26 protein-coding genes and 1 other annotated feature (1 of these 27 only partly in view) are annotated in these 24,219 nt (G+C 47.2%); all 26 genes read right to left on the bottom strand.

Annotation, left to right across the window (positions count from 1 at the left end):
- Positions 1-20, bottom strand: a binding site (T-box leader); it reaches 185 nt to the left of the window's first position.
- Positions 21-49: 29 nt separating this feature from the next.
- The 26 genes from VB077_RS00435 to VB077_RS00310 all read right to left on the bottom strand — a co-directional run bounded on the left by VB077_RS00435 (position 50) and on the right by VB077_RS00310 (position 24,136).
- Positions 50-517 carry a hypothetical protein gene (locus tag VB077_RS00435; protein WP_323413232.1) on the bottom strand — a complete coding sequence of 156 codons (468 nt, stop codon included), beginning with the start codon at positions 515-517 and terminating at the stop codon, positions 50-52.
- A 102-nt stretch (positions 518-619) separates the two neighbouring features.
- On the bottom strand, positions 620-1,093 hold the full coding sequence (locus VB077_RS00430; RefSeq protein WP_323413231.1) for a DivIVA domain-containing protein: 474 nt from the start codon (positions 1,091-1,093) through the stop codon (positions 620-622).
- A gap of 16 nt (positions 1,094-1,109) precedes the next feature.
- Positions 1,110-1,907 (bottom strand): RNA-binding protein, encoded by a 798-nt coding sequence (locus tag VB077_RS00425; RefSeq protein ID WP_323413230.1) that lies wholly within the window; start codon positions 1,905-1,907, stop codon positions 1,110-1,112.
- Positions 1,904-2,206, bottom strand: a complete 303-nt coding sequence (locus VB077_RS00420; RefSeq protein WP_323413229.1) for a YggT family protein — start codon at positions 2,204-2,206, stop codon at positions 1,904-1,906. Before VB077_RS00420 ends, VB077_RS00425 begins: the two co-directional genes overlap by 4 nt.
- 5 nt (positions 2,207-2,211) lie before the next feature.
- The gene (locus tag VB077_RS00415) at positions 2,212-2,661 is read right to left on the bottom strand and encodes a cell division protein SepF (protein ID WP_323413228.1); all 450 of its coding nucleotides are present in this window, start codon (positions 2,659-2,661) and stop codon (positions 2,212-2,214) included.
- A 36-nt stretch (positions 2,662-2,697) separates the two neighbouring features.
- A complete protein-coding gene (locus tag VB077_RS00410; RefSeq protein ID WP_323413227.1) occupies positions 2,698-3,408 on the bottom strand; it encodes a YggS family pyridoxal phosphate-dependent enzyme in 711 nt (236 codons plus the stop codon).
- A 62-nt stretch (positions 3,409-3,470) separates the two neighbouring features.
- The gene (locus VB077_RS00405; protein ID WP_323413226.1) at positions 3,471-4,415 is read right to left on the bottom strand and encodes an HlyD family efflux transporter periplasmic adaptor subunit; all 945 of its coding nucleotides are present in this window, start codon (positions 4,413-4,415) and stop codon (positions 3,471-3,473) included.
- A gap of 10 nt (positions 4,416-4,425) precedes the next feature.
- Complete coding sequence (locus VB077_RS00400) at positions 4,426-5,799, bottom strand: sensor histidine kinase (protein ID WP_323413225.1); 1,374 nt, start codon at positions 5,797-5,799, stop codon at positions 4,426-4,428.
- Positions 5,800-5,803: 4 nt separating this feature from the next.
- Positions 5,804-6,487 carry a response regulator transcription factor gene (locus VB077_RS00395; protein ID WP_323413224.1) on the bottom strand — a complete coding sequence of 228 codons (684 nt, stop codon included), beginning with the start codon at positions 6,485-6,487 and terminating at the stop codon, positions 5,804-5,806.
- Between the two features lie 15 nt (positions 6,488-6,502).
- A complete protein-coding gene (gene pgeF / locus VB077_RS00390) occupies positions 6,503-7,309 on the bottom strand; it encodes a peptidoglycan editing factor PgeF (RefSeq protein WP_323413223.1) in 807 nt (268 codons plus the stop codon).
- Positions 7,310-7,540: 231 nt separating this feature from the next.
- A complete protein-coding gene (locus VB077_RS00385) occupies positions 7,541-7,813 on the bottom strand; it encodes a YlmC/YmxH family sporulation protein (RefSeq protein ID WP_323413222.1) in 273 nt (90 codons plus the stop codon).
- 46 nt (positions 7,814-7,859) lie between these two features.
- A complete protein-coding gene (sigG, locus tag VB077_RS00380; protein WP_323413221.1) occupies positions 7,860-8,633 on the bottom strand; it encodes an RNA polymerase sporulation sigma factor SigG in 774 nt (257 codons plus the stop codon).
- Positions 8,634-8,693: 60 nt separating this feature from the next.
- Positions 8,694-9,419 (bottom strand): RNA polymerase sporulation sigma factor SigE, encoded by a 726-nt coding sequence (gene sigE, locus VB077_RS00375; protein WP_323413220.1) that lies wholly within the window; start codon positions 9,417-9,419, stop codon positions 8,694-8,696.
- Positions 9,420-9,422: 3 nt separating this feature from the next.
- Positions 9,423-10,328, bottom strand: a complete 906-nt coding sequence (locus VB077_RS00370; protein WP_323413219.1) for a sigma-E processing peptidase SpoIIGA — start codon at positions 10,326-10,328, stop codon at positions 9,423-9,425.
- A gap of 170 nt (positions 10,329-10,498) precedes the next feature.
- Positions 10,499-11,563 (bottom strand): cell division protein FtsZ, encoded by a 1,065-nt coding sequence (gene ftsZ / locus VB077_RS00365; protein ID WP_323413218.1) that lies wholly within the window; start codon positions 11,561-11,563, stop codon positions 10,499-10,501.
- 155 nt (positions 11,564-11,718) lie between these two features.
- The gene (locus VB077_RS00360) at positions 11,719-12,048 is read right to left on the bottom strand and encodes a small basic family protein (RefSeq protein ID WP_323413217.1); all 330 of its coding nucleotides are present in this window, start codon (positions 12,046-12,048) and stop codon (positions 11,719-11,721) included.
- An 18-nt stretch (positions 12,049-12,066) separates the two neighbouring features.
- Positions 12,067-12,792, bottom strand: a complete 726-nt coding sequence (locus VB077_RS00355; protein ID WP_323413216.1) for a cell division protein FtsQ/DivIB — start codon at positions 12,790-12,792, stop codon at positions 12,067-12,069.
- 54 nt (positions 12,793-12,846) lie between these two features.
- Complete coding sequence (murA, locus tag VB077_RS00350) at positions 12,847-14,106, bottom strand: UDP-N-acetylglucosamine 1-carboxyvinyltransferase (protein ID WP_323413215.1); 1,260 nt, start codon at positions 14,104-14,106, stop codon at positions 12,847-12,849.
- 27 nt (positions 14,107-14,133) lie between these two features.
- Positions 14,134-15,012: a UDP-N-acetylmuramate dehydrogenase gene (murB, locus tag VB077_RS00345; RefSeq protein ID WP_323413214.1), complete on the bottom strand. Its 879-nt coding sequence runs from the start codon at positions 15,010-15,012 to the stop codon at positions 14,134-14,136.
- Complete coding sequence (locus tag VB077_RS00340; protein WP_323413213.1) at positions 14,927-15,739, bottom strand: hypothetical protein; 813 nt, start codon at positions 15,737-15,739, stop codon at positions 14,927-14,929. The genes murB and VB077_RS00340 overlap by 86 nt, the downstream gene beginning before the upstream one ends.
- 78 nt (positions 15,740-15,817) lie before the next feature.
- Positions 15,818-16,927: an undecaprenyldiphospho-muramoylpentapeptide beta-N-acetylglucosaminyltransferase gene (gene murG / locus VB077_RS00335; RefSeq protein ID WP_323413212.1), complete on the bottom strand. Its 1,110-nt coding sequence runs from the start codon at positions 16,925-16,927 to the stop codon at positions 15,818-15,820.
- A gap of 789 nt (positions 16,928-17,716) precedes the next feature.
- Positions 17,717-18,811 (bottom strand): stage V sporulation protein E, encoded by a 1,095-nt coding sequence (gene spoVE, locus VB077_RS00330; protein ID WP_323413211.1) that lies wholly within the window; start codon positions 18,809-18,811, stop codon positions 17,717-17,719.
- A gap of 20 nt (positions 18,812-18,831) precedes the next feature.
- On the bottom strand, positions 18,832-20,202 hold the full coding sequence (murD, locus tag VB077_RS00325) for a UDP-N-acetylmuramoyl-L-alanine--D-glutamate ligase (RefSeq protein WP_323413210.1): 1,371 nt from the start codon (positions 20,200-20,202) through the stop codon (positions 18,832-18,834).
- 27 nt (positions 20,203-20,229) lie between these two features.
- Positions 20,230-21,234, bottom strand: coding sequence for a phospho-N-acetylmuramoyl-pentapeptide-transferase (mraY, locus tag VB077_RS00320; protein WP_323413209.1), 1,005 nt, complete (start codon positions 21,232-21,234; stop codon positions 20,230-20,232).
- Positions 21,235-21,252: 18 nt separating this feature from the next.
- Entirely contained in the window at positions 21,253-22,659 is a 1,407-nt protein-coding gene (locus tag VB077_RS00315) for a UDP-N-acetylmuramoyl-tripeptide--D-alanyl-D-alanine ligase (protein ID WP_323413208.1), read from the bottom strand.
- Positions 22,646-24,136 carry a UDP-N-acetylmuramoyl-L-alanyl-D-glutamate--2,6-diaminopimelate ligase gene (locus VB077_RS00310; protein WP_323413359.1) on the bottom strand — a complete coding sequence of 497 codons (1,491 nt, stop codon included), beginning with the start codon at positions 24,134-24,136 and terminating at the stop codon, positions 22,646-22,648. The genes VB077_RS00315 and VB077_RS00310 overlap by 14 nt, the downstream gene beginning before the upstream one ends.
- Between the last annotated feature and the right edge of the window lie 83 nt (positions 24,137-24,219).

The raw sequence follows: 24,219 nt of genomic DNA, 5'->3' as shown, positions 1-24,219 counted from the left end.
GTCCTTATCCACGTTTTATTAAAATTTTTTATTAAAGTTCAATGAATGCTTAAGCCAGTATTTTCCGGATTATACTGACTAATTTGGCTGTTCCCTCCGCATCGACCGGCTCGACGAGAAATAAACAGAGGTACGCAATCCCTCGTTTCTCTAAGTTCAGTACCATCTCAGACAATCCGTCTTTTACAAGGTTAACCTGATGAGCGTCCGGTTCCGGAGATAAATCAACAACAAGCCCGCGCTGCTCCATTTGATCAAGTGCAAGAAACGCGCGATCAAGTAATTCATCGCTGCCTGCCATAAGAATATCTCCGGCCCGAAAAGGGTCTGCCTCAGCCTTTCCGAGGTAGATAACCTGAATATCCTCCGGATACAGCATTAGCTCACTGATGCTTGAAACCAGTTCCAGATCAGCACGGCCTGCTTTTCCAACCGGGTGATCCTTATCCCGGCAATGCAGTCCTAATCCCTCGATCAAGAAATCGGAAGCCAGTTCCGTGTACAATATACTCTTCATTAACCAGCCATCCTTCTAATAAACTATTACCTAAACGATATCGTACATTTTACATGATTCCGGCCTATTCCGCAAGATTTAACATCATCAAGATAATCAGTCTTAGGAAACTTCAGTAGAAATTCCGGAACTTTTATTAAAAGATTCGGCAAGGTCAAGCTGTGCGTTCAGGAAAGACTTTAATTGGGTCCGAATCAGTTCTCTTCGTTTAAGAAGCTCTTCAATTTCCTCATTTGTTTCGCTAACCTTTTTCTGAGCCTCTATAAGCTGCTGAGTGCTTTCTTGTTCAGACTTCTTGAGGATCAGTTCAGCTTCATGCCGGGCGGATTGCTTGACTTCCTCTGCTGTCTGCTGCGCTAGCACCATCGTCTGCTGCAGTGTCCCTTCAAGCTGTTTATATTGCTTTAGTTCCTGCTCAAAGCGTTGAACCTTTTCGCGGAGATCAAAGTTTTCCGTATAAAGAATTTCAAATTCCTTACTCACGGTATCGAGGAATTTTTCCACTTCTTCCGGGTGATAACCGCGAACCCCTTTACGAAATTCTTTATTCCTGATGTCCATCGGAGTCATTGGCATGGTTCTATTCCCCTTTCTAGCGCTTTTGTATCCGGTATAGGATAATGCTCCAGCCAATCCGCCCTTTTCGCGTCTCCCCCGCTTCGCAAAGGCGTAAGCGACCTTGCCCCCGGCAGGATATTATATCTCCGGACTTCACTTCTAAATCGGGTTTGCTTATGATCAAATCATTTCGTTTAATCTTTCCTTGACGAACCCATTCTTGAACAACGCCGCGGGCGACATTAAAACCTGCGGCAGCAATGGCATCAATTCTTGAAGAGGAAACCGTTATCCGCCGTTCTTCTCCCGGATCTTCCCTGAGCATAAGATCTCCTTGCACCCGCTCGACCCGAATATTGACCCGTCCGGCTTTACACCACTCCAGGAGTAAATAATCCGTAATCTCATCAACGACTGCAACAATCATTCCCTGAACTCCGGGGCGGATGTCTCCGACCAACTCCCGCTTCAGGCCAAGTCCCATCAATGAACCCAAAATCTGCCGATGTTCCAAATTGACATGGGGATCTGTTGAAACCACCGCTAATAATGTGATTCCTTCGGGTAAATATTCCAGACTCTCGGTATTCTGTCCCAGGAAATAGCAAACTCGTTCAGCGTCCGGAAAGCCGCCACGAGCCTGGTAACTTAAGGATTCCTTCTGCAAAACCCGCTCAAACCATTGGGCCAGACCGAGCCCTAAGAAAGGGGTTCTTACCGCAAGCTGTTTCCTCATCGCTTCCTCTGTAAGATCTAGGAGATGCGCCGCTTCAAGACGCATCTCCTTATCTTGCCAAAAGCTTAGAACATGACGATCGATCCGGTGCTTCATAACCCTAACCTTAACAATAAGCTGTAAATAAGAGGCAATACCGCTATTCGTATAAGATAGAGAGCAAAATAAGCGAAAATCGGGGAGAAATCTATTCCGAAACCCATTCCTCCGATTTGAAAGCGTCGGAAAGGCCTTAAAAGCGGTTCGGTAATCTCATCAAGAATGCGGCCGAGCCATGAATTCGCCAGTGGTGGTATCCATGACATAATGGCTTGAAGAATGACAGCCCACCCTAGGATCATTAATACTGCATCTACAACTTGGTAAATAAACGTAAGGATAGAGATAACGACCACACTCCTTATTTACTGCTCAATGCCCAGGAAAATCCTTTTTCTTTAATCTTTTCATGAGACTCCCCGGAGATATCGATATTATTAGGCACGAACAGGAAGATTCCCTGCCCGACTTTTTGCATATTGCCCCCTAAAGCATAGGTAGCGCCACTGACAAAATCAACGATTCGTTTGGCAAGATTGTGGTCTACAGTCTCTAAATTGACAATAACAGGACGGCGATTTTTAAGCTGATCCGCAATATTTTGGGATTCCTCAAATGAAGTAGGTTCCAGCACAATAACTTTAACTTGTTTTTGGGTATGTATGCTCACGACTTGAGCATTTTTTCGGCTTGATGGCCGAGTCTCCTCTTGTACGTTCTGCTCGCTTTCTTCCTCTTCAAAGAGTTCCTCATCATCCTCTTCATCGGCAAATCCCATAATCCCAATCATTTTGTCCAATATTTTAGCCATAAACAAATCCTCCTTTGATTCCTCAGTTATATTAATCTAAATGTTTGCGTTTCTAGTGATGGGTTTACGTTCTCCAAAAATCTGCCTGCCCACCCTGACGATTGTAGCTCCCTCGGCAACGGCCAGCTCAAAATCGCGGCTCATCCCCATCGAAAGCTCTTTTAGCTTGACATGGGGAATATTTTTACTTTGTAAAGCATCCCGAATTTGGCGAAGTTCCCGGAAAAAGACTTGGGTCTCCTCCGGAGCGGCATCCAAGGCCCCAATCGTCATCAGACCCTGAACTTGAACATGAGGGAAATCAGCGATAATATCTAAGAAATCCTCGACCTCTTCCCTCATCAGCCCTGCTTTATCGGGGTCACGAGCGGTGTTGACCTCAATCAGCACCGGCCAAATGATATCTCGCTTGGCTCCTTGTTCCTCAAACGTTTTAAGCAGACACATTCGGTCAAGGGAATGAATTAAGGCGATTTTATCTGTTAAATATTTAACTTTATTGGTCTGCAATCGTCCAATGATATGCCATTCACAATCTTGGGGTAAGGCGGGAGCCTTTTGAACCCATTCTTGAACCCTGTTTTCCGCAAAAATACGCTGTCCCGCTTGATAGGCTTCCCTTACTGTTTCTGCATCCATGGTCTTACTGACTGCCAGAAGTTTGATGTCTTGCGGTTTGCGCCCGACACTTTCCGCAGCCTGTCCAATTCTTTGATAAACCTGTTTTAGGTTATTTTCAATACTCAACGTTTACACCACCAATGCTGAAAGATTCTACACGTGTTCCATATTTCCTGCTAATTCCAGCCCTAGGATGGGATTTTTACGTTTGCCGTCAAGCCTTCGATCCCTGATCGCGGATTTTTTACAACGGGAATACCCTGTGGAAGATTATTCACACAGACTAAAGAATCATTTTCATCGATCACGTTAACCTTGCGGAATTGTAAAATTCCTTCCTGAACAACATAGACTCCAAGCTCCTCTCCCTTCGTGTAAAGGGCACTTTTGGGAATGACGATTCCCGTCTCCGAAGGTTTGGCAACCCATTGCACACTTTGAATTCTCTTGTTTACTGTCCCCTCAAGGTATTGATTAAATCGAACCACAATCCCCTTTGGATTATCAGATACCCGCAGGATTTTACCGGTACGGATCTGATCGTCCAGATTAAATTTGACCGTTTTCCCTACACTCAAATCCTTCGAAGGTTCTACCTCAACAAACGCCACAGTAGGGCTTAAGTTATTAACCACTTTCCCCAGAGGAACGCCCGCTTGGACAGTATCCTTCGGCGCTTCGGAATTTTCCTGCTGCTCAAGAATCCTGGCTAAATCCATATTCACCAAACTCTCGGGGGTAAGCACACTTTCTAAGCCGTCTACTTTTTGAAAAAACAATCCGCCTTTAGGCATACTGACTTGAGCCGTTTGCCGCTGGGTATTGCTTCCGGGAGCGGCCCCTTCCGGATGGATCTGGGCCACAGGTTCACCGAGTCGAAATCTTTGTCCCTCTTTTCCGAGCAATTCCACTTTTCCTGACGCGGGAGATTGTATGACATATTCCTCATTGGCGAAGATTGCTTTGACTGTAACATAATGGTCAATACTTCCCGTTTGTGCCGTTTCCACCTCAAGTGATCCTGTAATCCAATTTGCACGATATACCCAACCTAAGGAGAATAGGATGAGGGCCACGAGCAAACTACCCCAGAGCACGCTTGCTGCCCGAGCATGTTTACTCCTCTTACGCATATAATTCCTCCTATTCGGCGACTGGTATTTCACAGGCAAATACCGATCCCGAGCCCAGATGGGAAGTCACTTTGATTCTCCCATTTGAACCCTCAACGATATGTTTAACAATGCTTAAGCCTAAACCTGTGCCCCCTTGTTCCCGAAAACGCGCCTTATCTACCCGATAAAACCGTTCGAAAATACGCGGAAGATCCTGTTCGGGAATCCCACAGCCTGTATCTTTAAATTCTAAATAAACAAAAGAACCTTTTTGACACGCGGATAACTCGACTTTACCTTTTGTTGTATATTTCACAGCATTCTCCAGCAGATTCAGAAGAACCTGACTCAGCATGTCTGTTCCCATTGCCACAGTCGGCAAATCAGAGGGTATATCCACGACTAATTCCAATTTTTTGGCCCTTGCATAGGATGAGATCACAGGTTCAATATGTCTATAGGCTTCCTGAACCAGGCTTGTCCCCCCTACTAAATCGGTCCGCCGATTTTCAATTCGCGAAAGGGTCAAGAGGTCGTCGATAAGCCGCTGCAAGCGTAAGGTTTCCGTCTGGATAATCGTCAAGAATCGTTCACGAAGCGCAGGATCATCAGCCGCTCCGTCGAGCAGGGTTTCCACAAACCCTTTAATTGAGGTCAAAGGTGTTCGCAGTTCATGGGAAACATTACCGACAAAATCAGTCCGAACCTGCTCTAAGCGGCGAAGCTCGGTCACATCATAACCGACAATGACAGCCCCCCGTGAACGCGTCTTTGTCTGTTCCTCCAGAAATGGATTAACCTGTACCCTAACTATTCGTTCACCCATAGTAATTTCAGAAATACCGGACTGCCCTTTTTCCAAAGCATTTTGCACTAAACCTTCCAGTTCCGGATAACATAAAGCTTCGATAAAATATTTCCCTTTGAGTTCATCCTTCGTGAAAGTAAAAATGCTTTCGGCAGCTGTGTTGTTCAGAACCACCCTGCCGACTTGATCGAGGGCCACAACCCCTTCTTGCATCGAGGCGAGGATTGTTTGAACTTTCTCAGCTTCTTGCATATTTTTTTGGAGGTTGACTCTGAATTGCTGAGCTACGGTGATCATTTCAATCCCGATTTTCCCCAGTTCGTTGGAAGAATCAAGATTATAAACCTCGCTGAAATTGTCGAAGTCTCCTTTGGAAATTGAGTGAGCCGTGTTATAAAGCTTTTTCAGCTGATAGCTTAAACGATGGGTAAGGTAATAAATTATTCCCGCAGGTAATAATATTGCCAGAATCAAAGTGCCCCAGTCAATAATGAACTTTTCTCCATTAACAGCCTGTTCTCCCAATACAAAAAGGAAAAAAGAAAAAGATACCGCGGTCAGATAAACGATTAATATTTTCCACTTTATACTCATATTATTATTCCTTTAACCGGTAGCCAATGCCCCGCAGTGTTTCAATATATTCAGGATTGGAGGGATCCCGTTCCACTTTCTGCCGCAAATGCCGAACATGGACATCGACTGTTCGGGTATCTCCGGCAAACTCATAACCCCAAACGCGTTCTAAAAGCTCATCCCTTGAATAGACCTTGCCCGAATGCGTAGCAAGGACTCGCAAAAGTTCAAATTCTTTGGGTGTGAGTTCAACCGCCTCACCTCTGACGATGACCTGAAACCGATTTAGGTCAATTCTCAAGTCACCCCGTACTAATTCAGCTTCTTCTGTTTGCGGTTTAGCCCGGCGAAGCCGAGCACGGATGCGAGCTAAGAGTTCACGCGGACTAAAGGGTTTAGTCAAGTAGTCGTCGGCGCCAAGCTCCAAACCCAGAACCTTGTCAATCTCCTCTCCTTTAGCCGTTAACATGATGATCGGGAGGTCTCGGTATTTCGAATTTTGCCGAAGCCGATTGCATATTTCCATACCATCCATACCGGGCAGCATAAGATCAAGGACTACGAGGTCAGGATGCTTTTCTTCAATCATCGTCAAAGCTGCCGGACCATCCCCCGCCACCAGTACCGTATACCCTTCCTTTTCGAGATTAAATTTGAGCAATTCTTGAATGGGCTCTTCATCATCCACCACTAGAATAACAGCCATCGATTATCCTCCTCGTCAATCTTTGCGCCGTATCCATCCCGCCATCCGGCCCGTTTTCGGTCCTTCCCGGCGATGAGAGAAAAAACTGTCCGTATGACAAGACGTGCAAATAGAGGCACTCCAAATATGCTCCGGCACTGCTCCCGCCTCAAGCAAAAGCTGTCGATTCGCTTCCCAAAGGTCAAGCTGAGCATGGCCCGGGCGAGAAGGTTTAATAAAGGGCGTTTCCTTAAATGCCTCTTGGAAAAGATTGATAACACGTTCGTCTACTTCATAACAGCAGGCCCCGATACTCGGACCCAGGGCAACCCAACAATCGCTTATGTTTCCTCTCATGTTTTGAAACTCCAGAAGAACACGATGAGCGATTTTTCCTACTGTCCCCCTCCAGCCTGCATGGGCAATGCTCACCGCTTTCAGCGTCGGATGATAAAAAAACACAGGTACACAATCCGCAAAAAAGGCCATAAGGCCCAGCGAGCTTGTCGTGACTAAACCATCTACCCCAGGCAGAACCGTTTTTATATCCCGGCCTCCCCGACCGGCATCAGCGGGCTCAACGCGTTGTACCTTTACATCGTGGACTTGTTCACCGATGACAAAATCGTTCCATTCGGCGTCCCATTCTTGAAGCCAAAGTTCGCGATTCCGTAATACGCGATCTTGATCATCTCCCACATGCAGCCCTAAATTTAAGGATTCATATGGGGTTCGCCCAATACCGCCCCACCGTGTTGAAAAACCAACTTGAATTCCGCATTCTTCCCATTCCGGAAGTGTAAGATAGGTTAACCGTTTACCTTGACGAAAACACCAACCCATATTTAACTCCTCTCATTCAGAGAAATAGAGCTTAAAGATCCCTTCTCTTAACTATACCATAATATTTCCAGTCTAAAAACCAACTAAAGTCCTATCTTCTTCTAGGAAATTCAACAAAATTCATAAGGGAAACTTTTTATTGCCTTTAGGAACTTACGAATATGCAAAAAGCTCCCCAAAGGGAGCAAAATATACATCTAATCGCGGCAATGTATTTAGAAATAGTTAAACCTAACGGTGCTCCGGATCTTGGTTAAAACCGGCCAACCCCTGAGCATCCACTAAGATAACATCCACGCCGATCTTCTTGACGCGATCCCATGAAATGCTGATATCCTCAGTTCGGTTCCCTCCAAAGAATCCCCAACTGCGTGACGGTCCCGAAACAACAATTCCCTTCACCACACCCCGTTCCAAATCCAAATCCAAATCCTTTATCGGACCGAGCCGCCGGCCGTCCTTTATATTGACAATATCTAACAAGCGAAGTTCAGAGATCCGCATCGATATCCCTCCCTCTCTATTATATGAGGGGAGGTAGGTTTTTAGACTATACATATTTCCGCATGTGGTTTAAAGCTGCTTTTTCTAAGCGCGAAACCTGAGCTTGAGATATGCCAATCTCATCCGCAACTTCCATTTGCGTTTTGCCATGAAAAAAGCGCAAGTTTAAAATGAGTTTCTCACGCTCGCTTAAGCGACGAAGGGCTTCACGCACCGCGATACCCTCGAGCCAGCTGGCATCCGAATGCTTCTCATCCCCGATTTGATCCATCACAAAAATCGGATCACCCCCATCATGATAGATGGGCTCAAAAAGTGAAATCGGTTCTTGAATCGCATCAAGAGCGAAAATCACTTCTTCCCGCGGCACCGTCAATTTATTAGCAATTTCCGAGACCGTCGGTTCCCGAGAGCATTCGCTCACTAACTGATCCCGAACCTGGAGAGCTTTATATGCGATATCCCGTAAAGAACGACTCACTCTTATTGGATTGTTATCCCGTAAATACCGCCGGATTTCGCCGATAATCATCGGCACAGCATACGTTGAAAACTTGACATTTTGCCCTAAATCGAAATTGTCAATCGCTTTCATAAGTCCGATACATCCCACTTGGAAAAGATCATCGACATATTCTCCTCGATTTGTGAATCTCTGAATCACACTGAGGACAAGCCGTAAATTTCCATAGACAAGTTTTTCTCTGGCCTCACGCTCCCCACTTTGATAAGCAACAAACAGTTCTGTCATCTTCTTACTGTTCAAGACAGGCAATTTTGAGGTGTTCACTCCACAAATTTCAACCTTGTTTAAAGCCATTCGAGCACTCACCTTCCCAGCCAATTTCCTCTTGGTGAGTATACCCGAACTGACTTTATGTTATTCTAACCGACAAAATTCTTTCTTCAGTCTCCTAATTATACGCTTTTCCAATCTTGAAATGTACGATTGGGAAATCCCCAGCCGATCGGCAACCTCTTTTTGGGTTTTCTCCTCTCCATTATCCAAACCAAAACGAAGTTCCATGATCAGTTTTTCACGGTCGGAAAGGCGTCCCATTGCCAGATGGAGAAGCTGGTGATCTACCTCTTCTTCAATGGGCCGTGAAATAATATCATTTTCTGTTCCCAAAACATCAGACAGCAATAGTTCGTTTCCATCCCAGTCAATATTTAAGGGCTCGTCAAAAGACACTTCGGAACGTGTCTTATTATTCCTGCGCAAATACATAAGAATCTCATTCTCGATGCATCGGGAAGCATATGTAGCCAGTTTAATCTTCTTTTGCGGATCAAAGGTATTCACGGCCTTAATGAGGCCGATCGTCCCGATCGAAACAAGATCTTCAATCCCTATACCGGTATTTTCGAATTTGCGGGCAATATACACAACCAACCGCAGATTCCTGGCAATCAGCACATCGCGAACCGTTGAATCCCCCATTTCCAGACGTTCCAACAGATCGACTTCTTCATCCGAACTCAGCGGAGGAGGCAAGGCCTCGCTGCTGCCGACATAGTAAATTTCCTTTAGGCCGATCAGCTTTTGCTGTACCATAGTCCATAAGACCAAAAGTTTAGTTAATATCTTTTTGTACCCTTTCATCACTTAACCTCCGCTTCCTTGAACATGTTCCGGATGCAGTAATGCTTGATATTGCCCATCTGGACTTAAGGATTGTTGTACTAACGCTAATGTCGCTTTGATTTCCTGACTCTTTAATCCTGAGCTGAAAAAAACGCGTTGCGGACGAATTCCCAGCAGCCAGCTTTTATGTCCAACCGCCTGGTAGGGAATAAAGACAAAGGTTTTCATCCACAAAGGATCCGCTTTCCAAAGCCAAGGCCAGGGATCCTCTAATTCCCGCCAAGGCGCTTTAAGTATGGGCCGTAAATTTTCCGGCAAAGCGGCGGCAGCGATTTCCTCTTCCATGAGGAGCACCGGAATCCCGGTCAGAGGATCTCGCAGTTGATTACCCGTATCCAGCAATGCTCTCACTTTAACCGTCTCACGGTCTGCTTCAAATTCAATTTCTAAGTCATACAGAACAGGCTTCAACTGCATTGTTTTGGTTAACCAGCGAAGCCAAAGATTTTGCCCGCCCCACCAAATGAGTATACCGGCGGGTAAAATCCAGAAATTCTGTGCACCTAAGCTAAAAACAGAAGACATTAGCCCATCAAATTCCGCCCAGCCCCACAGCGCGTATACCGCTCCTCCCAAACCGGCAGATATAACCCAGAACAAAGCTAATCGCTTAACGTAAGTCCTCCAACCGGCAGGGGCAAAGCTCACCCAGATCATAGCAAAGGGGGTGAGCAGCTTGCTGAGGACTAAGAGTGTTGAAGCCGGCCAATACGCCGAAAGAATCACCGGAAACTCACCCAGGATCACGCCCCCGATCAGACGATATCTGCATTTTGGAATATTAAGCAGCCGAGCTGTTAAAAGCAGGAGGAAAAGATCCATTATTCCATTAATCACAAGATCAAGATCCAGGTATCTCACGTTCATCTCCTAGGCAGTCCCTTCTGTTCCTGAACGCTCTTCTCAGATTATACCGTAGATGGAGAATAAAACCTGTCGTATTGCGTGGGAAATTTTAGGAAAACGCAGACGACTCTTGACGAATATAAAAGAGCCAGCCCCTCGGCTAGCTCTTTTGAAAACAATAATATATTTTATTAACGTCTGCGGCGCAAAAACTCAGGGATATCAAGGTCATCCGGAGCGGCTGCCGGTACAGGCCGAATAACCTGCTCAGCGGACGTTCCCGTTTTACTGAACGAACCCTGCATCTGATCAAAGCCTGTGGCAATCACGGTAACACGAACTTCATCCTTCAAGCTCTCATCAATCACAGCCCCAAAAATGATATTGGCTTCGGGATCAGCGGCTTCGGCAATGATCTCCGAAGCCTCATTGACTTCAAATAAGGTCATATTTTGGCCCCCGGTAATATTGAGAAGCACGCCTTTTGCTCCTTCAATGGACGTCTCCAAAAGCGGACTGGAGATTGCTTTGCGCGCGGCATCGGCAGCCCGATTCTCCCCGGTGGCTTGTCCAATCCCCATCAATGCGGAACCGGTGTTTTTCATGATGGTTTTGACATCGGCGAAGTCCAAATTGATCAAGCCCGGTACGGCAATTAAGTCTGAAATCCCTTGAACACCTTGCCGCAGTACATCATCCGCGATACGAAAGGCCTCATGGATCGTTGTATTCTTATCTACCACCTGAAGCAGGCGGTCATTGGGGATTGTTATCAGTGTATCCACTTTGCTTTTTAATTCGGCGATTCCTTTTTCAGCCTGCATCGCCCGTTTCCGTCCCTCAAACGTAAATGGACGTGTGACGACGCCAACCGTCAGCGCACCTAACTCTTTTGCGACTTCGGCCACAATCGGAGCCGCGCCGGTTCCCGTACCGCCCCCCATACCGGCAGTGACAAAAACCATATCAACGCCTTTCAAGGTTTCAAGAAGTTCATCTCTGCTTTCTTCAGCCGCTTTCGCTCCGACCTCGGGATTTGCTCCGGCGCCTAATCCCTTGGTTAATTTTGTCCCAATCTGAACCTTTTGACCTGCTCGCGAGAGATTTAATGCCTGAGCATCCGTATTTACGGATACAAACTCAACACCCTTTAAACCTGCTGTAATCATGCGATTGACTGCATTGTTTCCTCCGCCGCCGACTCCAACGACTTTTATCCCAGCAAACTGATCATAATCCAAATCAAATTCAAGCATCTAGCCATTCTCCCCCTCGCGAATTCAACGGTTATTTTAACTCTTAACAAGCGAACCTTTTCAACACTTGCATACTTGTTCTATGTACAAGCCCGATATTCCTTTTTTCACGTATAACTTTTTACGCCAGTAAAATTGAAATACCGATATATAAGCTATTTTTTAATAAGATTTCTCCTAATAATTGCCAGGTTGTTAAATAAACGTACTCCAAAAGCAACAACTGCTGCCAAATAAAGATCAACGCCAATCCGATCACCGATATATGCTAACAAACCGGCAAGCAGGATATTGGTAAAAAACCCGCTTATAAAAATCACCGCGTCAAAATGATCCTCTTGAGCCGCCCGTATACCGCCAAAGACAGAATCCAAAGCCGCCAGAATCGCGACCGATAAATATTTAGAGTACTCTACCGGAACGGTAAAAGGACTGAACCAGCCTATGGCTAATCCCAGCAATAAACCCAGAAATGGTAACCACATTTTAAATAATCCTCCTCATCATCGGCCAATAACAGGCTTGGTGGCAGTGAAATCAATATATCTCACTCCGCTTTCAAACGATTTGTAGCCCGTGTCATTCAGAAGCTGGTAAAGTGCTTCTAATTTATTTTTCCAATCTTCGGCTTCTCCTAACCTTACTTCAACCCCGCTGGTTAGATAAAGGGTAATCTGCTGAATAGGATTAACATAGACTTCCCCAATTAAAGGTAAAAGCTGTTGCGGTGATTCCTTTATGAGAAGAAGAGCTGTCTCTAAGCCGGGAATTTTTAGTTCTTGTCCCGGACCTGCCGTATCCGGTATTGTAACACCGTTGATCACAGGGTAGCTCTGATCCGGCCAGCCTTCGCTTCTTTGCAGAAATATGCCTTGATCATCCACTTTCACCACTCCGTTAGGAACAACAACCAAAGCAACCGGGGTACGCTCTGTGACATGGGCGACCAGAGTTTGCGGAAATTGACGACTAAATTTAACCTCTTTAACCAAAGGGTGAAGGCTTAGTTTCTTTCTTAAATCTTCCTGATCAATTAAAATTAAGTTCTGTCCTTTGGCACTATCCATTAAGCGTTCAATTTCAGTCTGAGGGATCAACTGTAAACCCTCGATTTTGACATTTTGAATCGTAAAATAACTTGATCTTAGAAAAAGCGTTGCACCCGCTACCAATAGGATAACCAAAATCGCGGCATAAAAAAAGGCCGTATTCGTTTTCTTGGGCGTCATGTCTGTTCCCCCTCGTCCCAAGTATAACGAATACTGCCCCTGCTGTCATGCTTTTTATGATTTAACACGGGTTAACTTGGCACCGATTTGACGGTATTTCTCTTCGAGATTTTCATAACCGCGGTCAATATGTCCGACCTTTTCGAGAACGGTAGCATCCTCCGCCGCCAGCGCCGCAAGAAATAGGGCAGCACCCGCCCGTAAATCAGTCGCTTCTACAAACGCCCCCTCTAAGCTTTTAACCCCGCGAATGATTGCCGTCCGGCCTTCGATCGTAATTTGTGCTCCCATGCGCCGCAATTCATCCACATGTTGAAAACGGTTTTCAAAAACGGTTTCCGTAACGACACTTGTATCCTCGGCCATCGACAGTAAAGCCATAAACTGCGGCTGCATATCCGTCGGGAATCCGGGGTATGGCATTGTTTTGCAGTTTACTCCTTTGATTTTTCCGGGTCTGCGAACACGAACCGTATCGTCACCGATTCGGACTTCGGCGCCGATTTGACGAAGCTTCGCAATGACAGGTTCTAAATGCTCCGGAATAACATTTTCTACTTCTATATCCCCCTGAGTCATAGCAGCCGCAATCATATGCGTCCCAGCCTCAATCCGGTCCGGAATCACCTTATATTCGGTCGGCTTAAGTTGGCTGACACCATCAATCCGAAGGACATCCATACCCGCGCCCCGTACTCTTGCCCCCATCTTATTCAGGAAATTTTGCAAATCTACAATTTCCGGTTCACGGGCTGCGTTATGAATCAATGTCGTTCCCTTAGCGAATACCGCCGCCATCATGACATTCTCGGTTGCTCCCACACTGGGCACATCAAAATAGACATCTCCACCTCTAAGTTCATCGGCCCAAGCTTCTATGTAGCCATGTTTCTCGTTAACCTTGATGCCCAGCTCCTGAAGGCCTTTGATATGTTGGTCCATAGGCCTTGAGCCAATCGCACAGCCTCCGGGCCTTGAAATGCGTACGCGCCCGTTTCTGGCCAGCATTGGGCCCAAAATCAGATTTGAGGCCCTCATTTGACGCATTAAGCCTTCATCGACCTCCCATCGGTTCAGATCCAAGGAATCGATGATTAACCCGTCATGATTAAACGTAACTTTTGCTCCGAGATACTCAAGGACTTCTATCATATGTTCAATATCTGCTAAATGCGGAATTTCCAGGAGGTTAGTCCGTCCGGAGACGAGAAGAGTCGCCGCCAATAAAGGTAAAGATGCATTTTTAGCACCACTGGTCCGCACCCTGCCTTCCAGCCTTTGCTTTCCTGTGATGACGTATCGGTCCATCGACATAGAAATACCTCCCCTGCGGTTATACCTTTACGAGGTCATATAGTGAACTTCAGTCTGAAGTTTAACTCCGTACTTTTCAAAGACGTCCTTTTGAATCGCTTCGATAAGAGCTAAAACATCGGCAGCCGTCGCATTTCCCCGATTGACAATGAAGTTGGCATGTTTGGCGGAAACTTGGGCCCCGCCTATTCCCTTGCCTTTCCACCCCGTTTGTTCAATGAGCCTGCCGGCTGAATCTCCCGGAGGATTTCGAAATATGCTGCCGGCATTAGGTAACTCCAGGGGTTGAGCCGATTTGCGTTTAGCCAGATTTTCAGCCATTTGGGCTTTAATCGTTTCTTTATTTCCGGGTGTAAATTTTAGTTCTGCGGCTAATATCCATGCTTTACCTCTAAGGGAACATTCCCGATATCCAAAAATAAGATCCTCTTTATTAAACGTTGCGAGCTTCCCATCCTCTGTTAAAACCGTTACCTTGTGCAGCACATTTTGAATTTCTCCGCCATGTGCACCCGCATTCATCACAATTGCTCCGCCTAACGTCCCGGGTATACCCCGGGCAAATTCCAACCCGCTAAAGCCCCTTTCCGCCGCTTCTTGGGCCAGACGAGCTATGGAACAGCCTGCTTCGGCCTGTAAACTATATTCTCCCCATATTTCTTCTGTTAAAGCAGTACTCACAACGGTGATGCCCTCTAAGCCCTCGTCGGGAAAGAGCAGATTAGATCCGCGCCCAATCAACCGGATCGGAATTTGACTTTCCTGAGCCAAACGCCAAAGCGTCTCAAGTTCTGCCACACTATTGGGCCATACAACCCATTCAGCTGTACCACCGATCTTCCACGTGCTCAGCGTCTTCAACGAAATATTCTGTTCGATTCGTCCCTTGATTCCGTTCAACACCATTTACATTCCACCTTATGTTCTGCTTTACTTCCCGCCAAGATACTCCCAATTGCAAAGCGAGCAGTATCGAGCGATAAATGCTTTCCTCAGCCTCAGACTTTGGATAGCGCGGAAGGTTTCCTATAAACCGAAATTTGCTTCGATTGGCATAGAAATCCACAGAGTCATCATTGATCACCCAAGCCCCTTCGGAAAGCCAATTTCTAAAGGGTCTTCCTACAGAGGAATCTTTAATCAATCCCTTTAACCAATTCGCGGAAACAACCCAGTGCAAACCTCGTCTCCGTTCGGCAACCCAACGGCCTTCCTTGTCAAACCACAGAAGAGAAGGCTCATACCCGGCCCCGGCTAAAAATTTCCAAAGCAAAGGCCGTCCCTCTTCTTGCTCATCTTCAGAAACCGGGAGAATCACTTCCTGCTCCCACAGCTTATGTAATAGATTAAACACCGGCTCTTGCAGCAAGCCCTGTTTCTCTCCCCACTGCCGATAACTATTATTGACTTCAAACTCAGGCCAATAAACAATCTCTGTCGGACCATAATCCGGTAAACCCTCATCCTCATCATCCACTCCCGGAATGGTTAAGTCCTTTAAATCTAAAGGATCTTCAACAGAAACTTGTCTGAGAATCGTTTCGATCTGAAAAGCTCCGAGCAATGATTGAAGTCCCGGTCCTTCTTCCGTACCATGCGGCGCAAGTATAAGAATCTTCCGCTTCGGCCACATGACAATCCACTCCCTTCCTATCGACTGCCATATGTTATGCCGACAGCCAAGAAGGTGTGAATCAGGAATGGGTTCCTTCTATTTCCACCCCGTTTCCAGGCAAATATTAACAATCTTGCTTAACGCTTCGGGCTCCCCTAATCCTTTGGCTTTAGCGCTCATCTCCTGAAGACGCGTTTTTTGACCCGTTAACTCTTGAATCGTGCGCCATAGGGTTTCGCCATTTAGATCTTTATCCAGAATAACTCTCGCCGCCCCGGCTTGTTCTAAGGCTCGCGCATTATATTCCTGGTGGTTCTCTGCCGCATAGGGATACGGAATGAGAATGGCCGGTTTTCCCGCAACCATCAATTCCGCAAGTGATGCCGCCCCCGCACGGCCGATCCAAAGATCGGTACAGGCTAAAGCCGCAGGCATATCATTCAGGTATTCAAGGATCTTCCAATTCCCTCTCTTCCACTGAATGCCTGCCTGCTGCAATCCTTTCAGGGTTTCCTGATGGGTTGCTTTTCCGGTCGCCCAAATCACTTGGATTTCCGGGTGAGAGGACAGCTCTTTCAGTACCTTAAGCATGGCTTGGTTGATACTCCTAGCCCCTCGGCTTCCTCCGGTGACGAGCAGCGTCATCTGCCTGGGGTTTAAATTAAGCCTCTGGGCCCCTGCCTGCCGGCTTACTTGCCCGATTTCCGCACGTACAGGCAGCCCTGTCAGAATGATTTTTTTCCGGGCGCCAAAATGTGCAATACTATCCGGAAAAGTTACCATAACTTTTCGAACAAAACGAGCCAGGATTTTATTGGTCACCCCCGGCAAGGCATTTTGCTCATGAAGCAAGGTGGGAATTCCAAAGAACGCCGCCGTTAATACTACCGGTCCGGATACATACCCGCCTGTCCCCACAACCAAATCAGGTTTGAACTTTTTCAGGATTTGCTTTGTTTTCCACAGCGCCTTGACGCTTTTTGCTCCTACCTTAAACGTTTCCACGCTGATCTTGCGCGGCAGCCCCTGTCCGGGCACGCCGGCAAAATCCAAACCGGCCTCCGGAACGAGCTTTGCTTCCATCCCTGTATCTGTCCCTACATAAAGGATCTCGGTCTGCGGTTCAGCGGACTGCAGGCCTTTAGCAATCGCTAAGGCAGGATAAATATGTCCTCCGGTTCCTCCCCCGGTTACTATCACTCGCACGGGATCAAGCTCCTTTCGTCTGTTAATTATCCCTTATCATAAGTTTCTCTTGGGCGCGTCGCTTTTGGGTCAAGTATTCTTTGTCCCCGGGATTTTGCTTTACACCGGTCACTCTATAAGCTTCGCGGACCAGACTAACGCTCAAGTTCTTCGCTCCGACGGATTCCCGCCAATAATCGCCATCCCTGGCTCCGTTGGCGGTTGGAAACGTCCTGTTTCCAATCCGTCTCCGCTGCAAACTTTTCGCGAAGTCTGGTAGCCGCTTGCTTAGAAGTCGTTCCCTTGTGTAAATCAAAATCCTTCGGCAGTTTCTTGGGCTCCGGTCAAGTATTTCTATGTAGAACTACGTTTACAGTTTCTCAAAGCAAGTTTCGCTACCGAGGTCCCGATGTTCAGCTTTAGCTGAACGAGTTCACTCTTCTTATGACCCCAGGCGCCGCTTTGACCAAAGGGAGTGAATTAAAGCGAGCAGTCACCGAACTTAGCTCAGAATTCGGGCGGAGGCAGGGCAGCGCCCATGGATGGGCGCTGCCGGCAACAGAGCCAAGGATGGGTCGCCTCCCGCCATCCTTGGCTTCGGCGACACTCGGTCATCCATGACCATCGCGATTTTGCCGGGCGATGACACAGGACGTGTCAAGTGTCACGTGTGCCATGGACGGCAAAACACGCGACAACCCTGCCGGAGCCCGAATTCTGAGCTCTAGTTCGGTCTGCGAGCGCCACAAACGACCGTGGCCAAAGCGGCGCCGATGCCCCCACTAAAAGGGGAATCTATCGGAAGTAATCTTATCTTGACTCCCGCGAAATATTGAGCAGCACCCCCACCCCGATCATCGTAAAGACAAGCGATGTTCCACCATAGCTGAGGAAGGGTAAAGTAATTCCGGTCACAGGCAAAATCCCGCTGACAACGCCCATATTGATCATGGCCTGAATGATGATCATTGCCGTTAAGCCAACCGCCAAAAGACCGGTGAAAGCATCCGGCGCTCCCATTGCCACGCGGAAACCCCGCCAGGCAAACAAAAAGAAAAGGATGACCACAATTGAAGCGCCCACAAATCCCAGTTCCTCACCGATCATCGCGAAAATGAAGTCTGTGTGATTTTCCGGAAGATAGAGGAATTTTTGTTTGCTTTGACCGAGTCCTAAACCAAAGAGCCCACCCGGTCCCAAAGCCAATAAGGCTTGAATGGTTTGATACCCTTTTCCTGAGGGATCTGCCCAAGGATCAAGAAAAGCGGTGATTCTGCGGATTCGATAGGGTTCGGCGGCAATCGCGGCAACGACTAACCCTACCCCCGTTCCACCTAAAGCCAGCATATGACTGACCCGTGCGCCCGCCGCAATCAACATGAAAAAAGTGGTCCCGGCAATAGATAACGTTGTCCCTAAATCAGGCTGAAGCATCACAAGCCCGGCAATTAAGCCCAATAAACCCAATATCGGCAGCAGCCCCTTGCGGAAGGATTTAATTTTATGAGGATCAAGGGACAAGAGATGAGCCATGACTAAAACCATCGATAATTTAATAACTTCGGAAGGCTGAATCGATAACGGCCCTAACCCAATCCACCGGTCGGCACCATTAACCCGACGTCCCACACCGGGAATCTTGACCATAACCAAAAGAATAATCGCCAAAATCAGTGCGGGTTTAGCAAAACGCCTTAATATCTGCAAATTTAACCGCATCGTCACAACCATTGCTGCCAAACCGAGACTCACCCATATCACCTCCATCTTTAAAAAGTGATAGGGATCATCATATTGGACATACCCTTTAACAGCGCTTGAACTATACACCATCACCATTCCGATAGCAAGAAGTGCAAAAATAGCGCCCAGTAAAATCCAATCCGGTCGGCGGCGTCTAGGCATTTTCAAGTTCCCCCTTTGACTTATGAAATGGGTTCCCTATAATGCCTACGCACTAACTCCTTAAAGAATTCCCCTCTTTCTTCATAACTTTTAAACATATCCCAACTTGTACAAGCCGGAGAAAGAAGAACAACATCTCCGGCAGCAGCCTCGCTGATCGCAAGTTCGACTCCTTCCTCGAAACTCCCTGCCCGAACGATTCGCGCGACTCCGACATCCTTAGCCGCTTGCTCCATTTCATCAGCTGCCATGCCTAAAATAACCACGCTTTTAACCTGATCCTTAACGATTTTCATAAAATCATGGAAATCTAGTCCTTTATTTTTCCCCCCGGCAATCAAGACGATAGGCTGTTCGTTAAAAGCGTATAAGGCCTTTTCTGAGGCATCAGGGTTTGTTCCCTTTGAATCATTAACAAAAAGAATCCCATCGAACGTGCCCACAATTTCCTGCCGATGCTCCACACCTTTGAACTGGCGAAGCCCCTCGGCAATCTCGGAAAAACTCAAACCCATCTCATGGGCTGCTCCGATGGAAGCCATTACATTTTCAAGATTATGGCTGCCGCGGATTTGTAATTCCTTCCGATTGAGAATCCGCGTGATCGATCCCTTCTCCGTATAAACGATATCTTCACCTTTTAGGCAGATTCCATCTTCCAAATAATTCGTCGGACTGATAAAGAGAATTCTTGCCTTAAGTCCGGGAGCAAGAGCACGAACTGCCGAATCATCCCAATTCAAGATCGCCAAGTCTTCGGCTGTCTGATTTTCAAAAATCCGAGCTTTGGCCGCCAAATATTTTTCAACGGTCCCATGTCGATCCAAATGATCCGGTGTGATATTTAACAGGATGGCAATATTTAAACGCAGCTGATCAATCAGTTCCAGTTGAAAGCTGGAAAGCTCGGCAACAATAATCCCTTCTTCAGAGAGTTCATCAACACGGCCGCTTAGAGCCACTCCGATGTTCCCGGCAACAACAGTCGGACGACCTGTTCGTTGGACTAACTCGCCAATCAAGGTCGTCGTCGTTGTCTTCCCATTTGTTCCCGTGATCCCTACCTTCTTGGCTCGATTACCCCTTAAAGCAAGCTCAACCTCACTCCAAACCGGTATGCCTTGGGCCGCTCCTTCTTGGATAAAGGGAAGCTTCGGCGAAACACCCGGTGACAGGACAATCAGTTCCGCTTGGATTTCCTTCCACTCAGGGACTCTGCCCAGGATAAGCTGACTTTCAGCGAGGCCTAACTCATTTACCCCTTCAAGATTTTCCGGATTCTGTTTATCTGTCAAAATAACGTCTGAACCAAAGCCTAATAACTTTTTAACGGCAGCCAGGCCGCTCCGGCCCGCACCGACAACCAATACCTTTTTACCTTTAAAATTCATACAGCTCACCCTTACATCTAGTTTGCTCTACCCGAGCGAAGGCAAATACGAAATGATCCCTAATATTCCACAAACAAGCGAGGCTGTCCAAAAGGTTAGGACAACTTTCCATTCATTCCAACCTGAGAGTTCAAAATGATGATGGATCGGTGCCATCTTAAAAACACGCTTTCCTGTCGTCTTGAAGGAAATCACCTGAATGATCACTGAAAAAGCTTCGATAACATAAACTCCCCCGATAAGCAGGAGAATGACCTCTGTTTTCGTAAGCACAGCCAGACCGGCTAAGGCTCCCCCTAAAGCAAGCGAACCGGTATCTCCCATAAACACCCGAGCCGGATATTTATTGAATCTTAAAAAGCCAAGGCAGCCACCCGTTAAGGCTGCTGCAAACACCGCCAAATCGGACTCATGCGCCAAAATTGCGACTCCGCCTTGGGTTACTCCAAGCATGGCAATCAGCGTATAGCAGAGTGCACTGATCAGCGTTGTTCCCGCCGCTAAACCATCTAAGCCATCGGTAAGATTCACGGCATTCGTTATACCAACTATGATGAAAGCCACAAATGGATAGTAAAACCATCCTAATTCAAGATGAATTGGCGTAAACGGAATAATAATGTCCGTTCCCCGTCCGAGTAAATACACCGCCGCCCAGGTCAAGCCAATGGCCAGCGCAATTTGACCGATCAGCTTTTGGTAAGCTCTTAATCCTAAAGAGCGATGCATCACCACTTTAATAAAATCATCAATAAATCCAATGAGTCCAAAACCCAGCATCGCACCCACAACGGTAATCATTTCTGCGGAGGTTGGCTGTTCTGCGCTCAACAGGGCGGCTGCAACAATCCCGACGAGAAAAATGATGCCGCCCATAGTTGGGGTTCCCGCTTTTTTCAGATGTCTTTTAGGACCATCCTCCCGGATATTCTGTCCGAACTTGAGCGTATGCAGCAAAGGGATTAGGAAAGGGCCTAAAATCAAGCAGATGATCAGCGCTAAACTTCCAGCCATCAATAAACGTTCAAACATGAAATAATTCCTTCCTTTTTAGGATATTTGCAAAGCTTCTGTTACTTTTTCCAACTTCATCCCCCGCGAAGCCTTGATTAAAACCCAAGTTTCACGTTCCAACCTGCTAAGAAGCAGCTTTGCCTGGGAAATTGCGCTTTCCCTATCATCACAAATGTGAACTCTATCCTGCGGAAGTCCCGAATCCAAGGCCCCGCGCGCAATTTCTTCAGCTAAAGGCCCTACCGTGATAAGCTCGGTGATTCCGAGCTCTGCGACCGATCGACCTACCTCATAATGGCCGCTTGCACTCGCTTTACCCAATTCATACATCTCTCCTAAGATTGCCAGAGTTGACTTACCGGATCGTTCACTTAAAACCTTAAGTGACGCCTGCATAGAGGTTGGGTTAGCATTATAGACATCGCTTAAGAGCATGCTTCCATAGATCCCCGGATGTAATTCCAGACGCATTTTTGAAAGCTCCAGCTTAGCCAGGCCGTGGCAGCCTTCCTGCAAGGAAATTCCGTAAGCCTTTCCGATGGCAAGCGCGGCAAGTGCATCTAATACATTATGCTCACCGGGTAATGGAAGGAATGCCTGAGCTTGCTCTGTTTGAGCCATAATCTCGAATTGCGTTCCCAAGGTTCCGGTTTGTTGAAGATTCTTCCCTTGAATATTCGGTTCGTGATACTTGCCTTCAATTCCGTAAAAAAGCGGTTGATGGGGATCCTTCTCCGCTTTGCGCACACTCCATAAATCATCGCCATTGAGAATCGCTATTCCCTCCAAAGGAAGGGCTTCGATCAATTCCCATTTTGCCTTGGCGATATTCTCCTGTGTGCCCAAAAGTTCCATATGGGTTGTGCCTATATTCGTAATCACGCCCGTATCCGGGCGAACATAATCACAAAGAGCCTTGATCTGGCCCAGTCCGCGCATGCCCATTTCGATCACCATAATTTCCGTCGACTCCGGGGCATTAAGAATCGTCATGGGCACTCCAAGTTCGTTATTTTGATTTTCCTTATTCTTATGAACAGCGTATTTTTGGGAAAGTACGGCTGAAACCATATCCTTTGTTGTGGTTTTACCGTTGCTTCCGGTAATGGCCACGACTTTGACGCCTAATTCCAGGCGCCATGCTTTTGCTAATTCCTGCATCGCCTTTTGCCCGGATTCCACCAGAATAAGCGCCTTACCTTCAGGAACGTTCAAATCCTTCCGTTCCTTCATCTTGGATTTTTCGGCAATGACCAGACTTGCCCCATTATTCCAGGCGGCTTCGATATAATCATGTCCATCTGCCTTTTCCCCCGCCAGCGCAAAGAAGATTTCGCCTTTGCGGGCTTGCCGGCTGTCAAGGACACAGCCGAATACGGGCACTGACAAATCCCCGAGACACTCTGTTCTCAGGATTTGAGCGACACGTTTACTTTCCCACATAACCAAGCCCCCTTAAGGCCTCTTTGGCAACTTCCCGATCATCAAAAGGAAACGTCTCATGGCCGATAATCTGATAATCCTCATGCCCTTTTCCGGCAATCAAAACGGTATCCCCGGGCTTAGCGATTCGGCAAGCCGTTTCAATAGCTTCCCGGCGATTCACCATTGCCGTATACTCTACCCCGGATACGCCCACAAGAATATCTTTGATAATTTGTTCCGGCTCCTCAGTCCGTGGGTTATCCGAAGTCACGATTACAAAATCACTCAGCCTTGCCGAAATTTCACCCATCTGCGGTCGTTTGCCTTTATCGCGATCGCCGCCGCAGCCAAAGACGGTGATTAAACGGCCTTGAGTAAATTCCCGAGCCGTCTTGAGAACGTTTTCAAGACCGTCCGGAGTATGAGCATAATCAACGATAACCGGGAACGGCTGTCCCTCGCGCACATTTTCAAAACGGCCGGGTACTCCATGGATTTCCGCCAGGGCATCCGCCGCCAGCTGAGCATCACGCCCGCTTTCTATAGCCCAGGCAAAAGCAGCCAGGGCATTGTAAACGCTGAACATCCCCGGTGTCCGATAATGTACTTCTTGGGATTTGCCCTGAAAATGAACGGTCATCTGAATCCCATGAGCGGATAATCGGATGTTATCTGCCCGGTAATCCAAGTTTTCGGCATGAATCCCATACAACACCGTTCGGGCGGCTGAAACTTGACAGAGCGTTTGAGCGGCAGGATCATCGCCATTGATGATTCCGACTTTAGGCTGCTTATTCCCTTTAAGCCCCTTAAAGAGGCGAGCCTTCGCCTGGAGATACCCCTCCATCGTCTTATGATAATCTAAGTGATCTTGTGTCAGATTTGTAAAAATCGCGGCATCAAATTCAATTCCCTGAACCCGTCCCAGGGCCAGCGCATGGGAAGATACCTCCATGACCACAAGTTCCGCCTTTTCGTCAACCATCATGTTTAAAAGCTTTTGCAGGTCAACCGCTTCCGGTGTCGTCCGGCTGCCGGGAATTTCCCTTCCGGCAATCCGTGAACCCAGCGTACCGATTAAGCCGGCTTTTTTCCCCTGCTTTTTCATGATCTGTTCGACAAGATAAGTAATCGTTGTTTTACCATTGGTCCCGGTTACCCCAACCATTTCCAGCCGGCTGCTCGGATACCCATAAAGGTTTGCGGCTATTTTCCCAAGAACATCGCGAACATGATCAACTTGAACCTGAGGAATCTCGAAAGGCAATAAACGCTCAACGAGAAGCGCTGATGCCCCTTTTTCGATAACCTCAGCCGCAAAATCATGCCCATCCGCATTTGCTCCCGGAACACATGCATAAAGATCCCCCGGCTCAACCTGCCGTGAATCCATCGTCATTCCTTTTATTTCTGTAAAAATATCTCCGGAGGAAGCCAGTACCTTAATTCCATCAAGAATATCCGCAAGTTTCCTGCTCACCATTGGCACCCTCATCACACCTTTCAACTCTAGTATAGACAGTTCTTATTCCGGGCAGACCTGATATTACTTCGTTAGTATAAAGAAAACCGACGGTT

The organism is Desulfitobacterium sp. (assembly GCF_034927245.1).
Classification (GTDB): Bacteria; Bacillota; Desulfitobacteriia; order Desulfitobacteriales; family Desulfitobacteriaceae; genus Desulfitobacterium_A.
The sequence above is the reverse complement of the archived record's forward strand: the minus strand, read 5'-3'. Positions and strand labels throughout refer to the sequence as shown.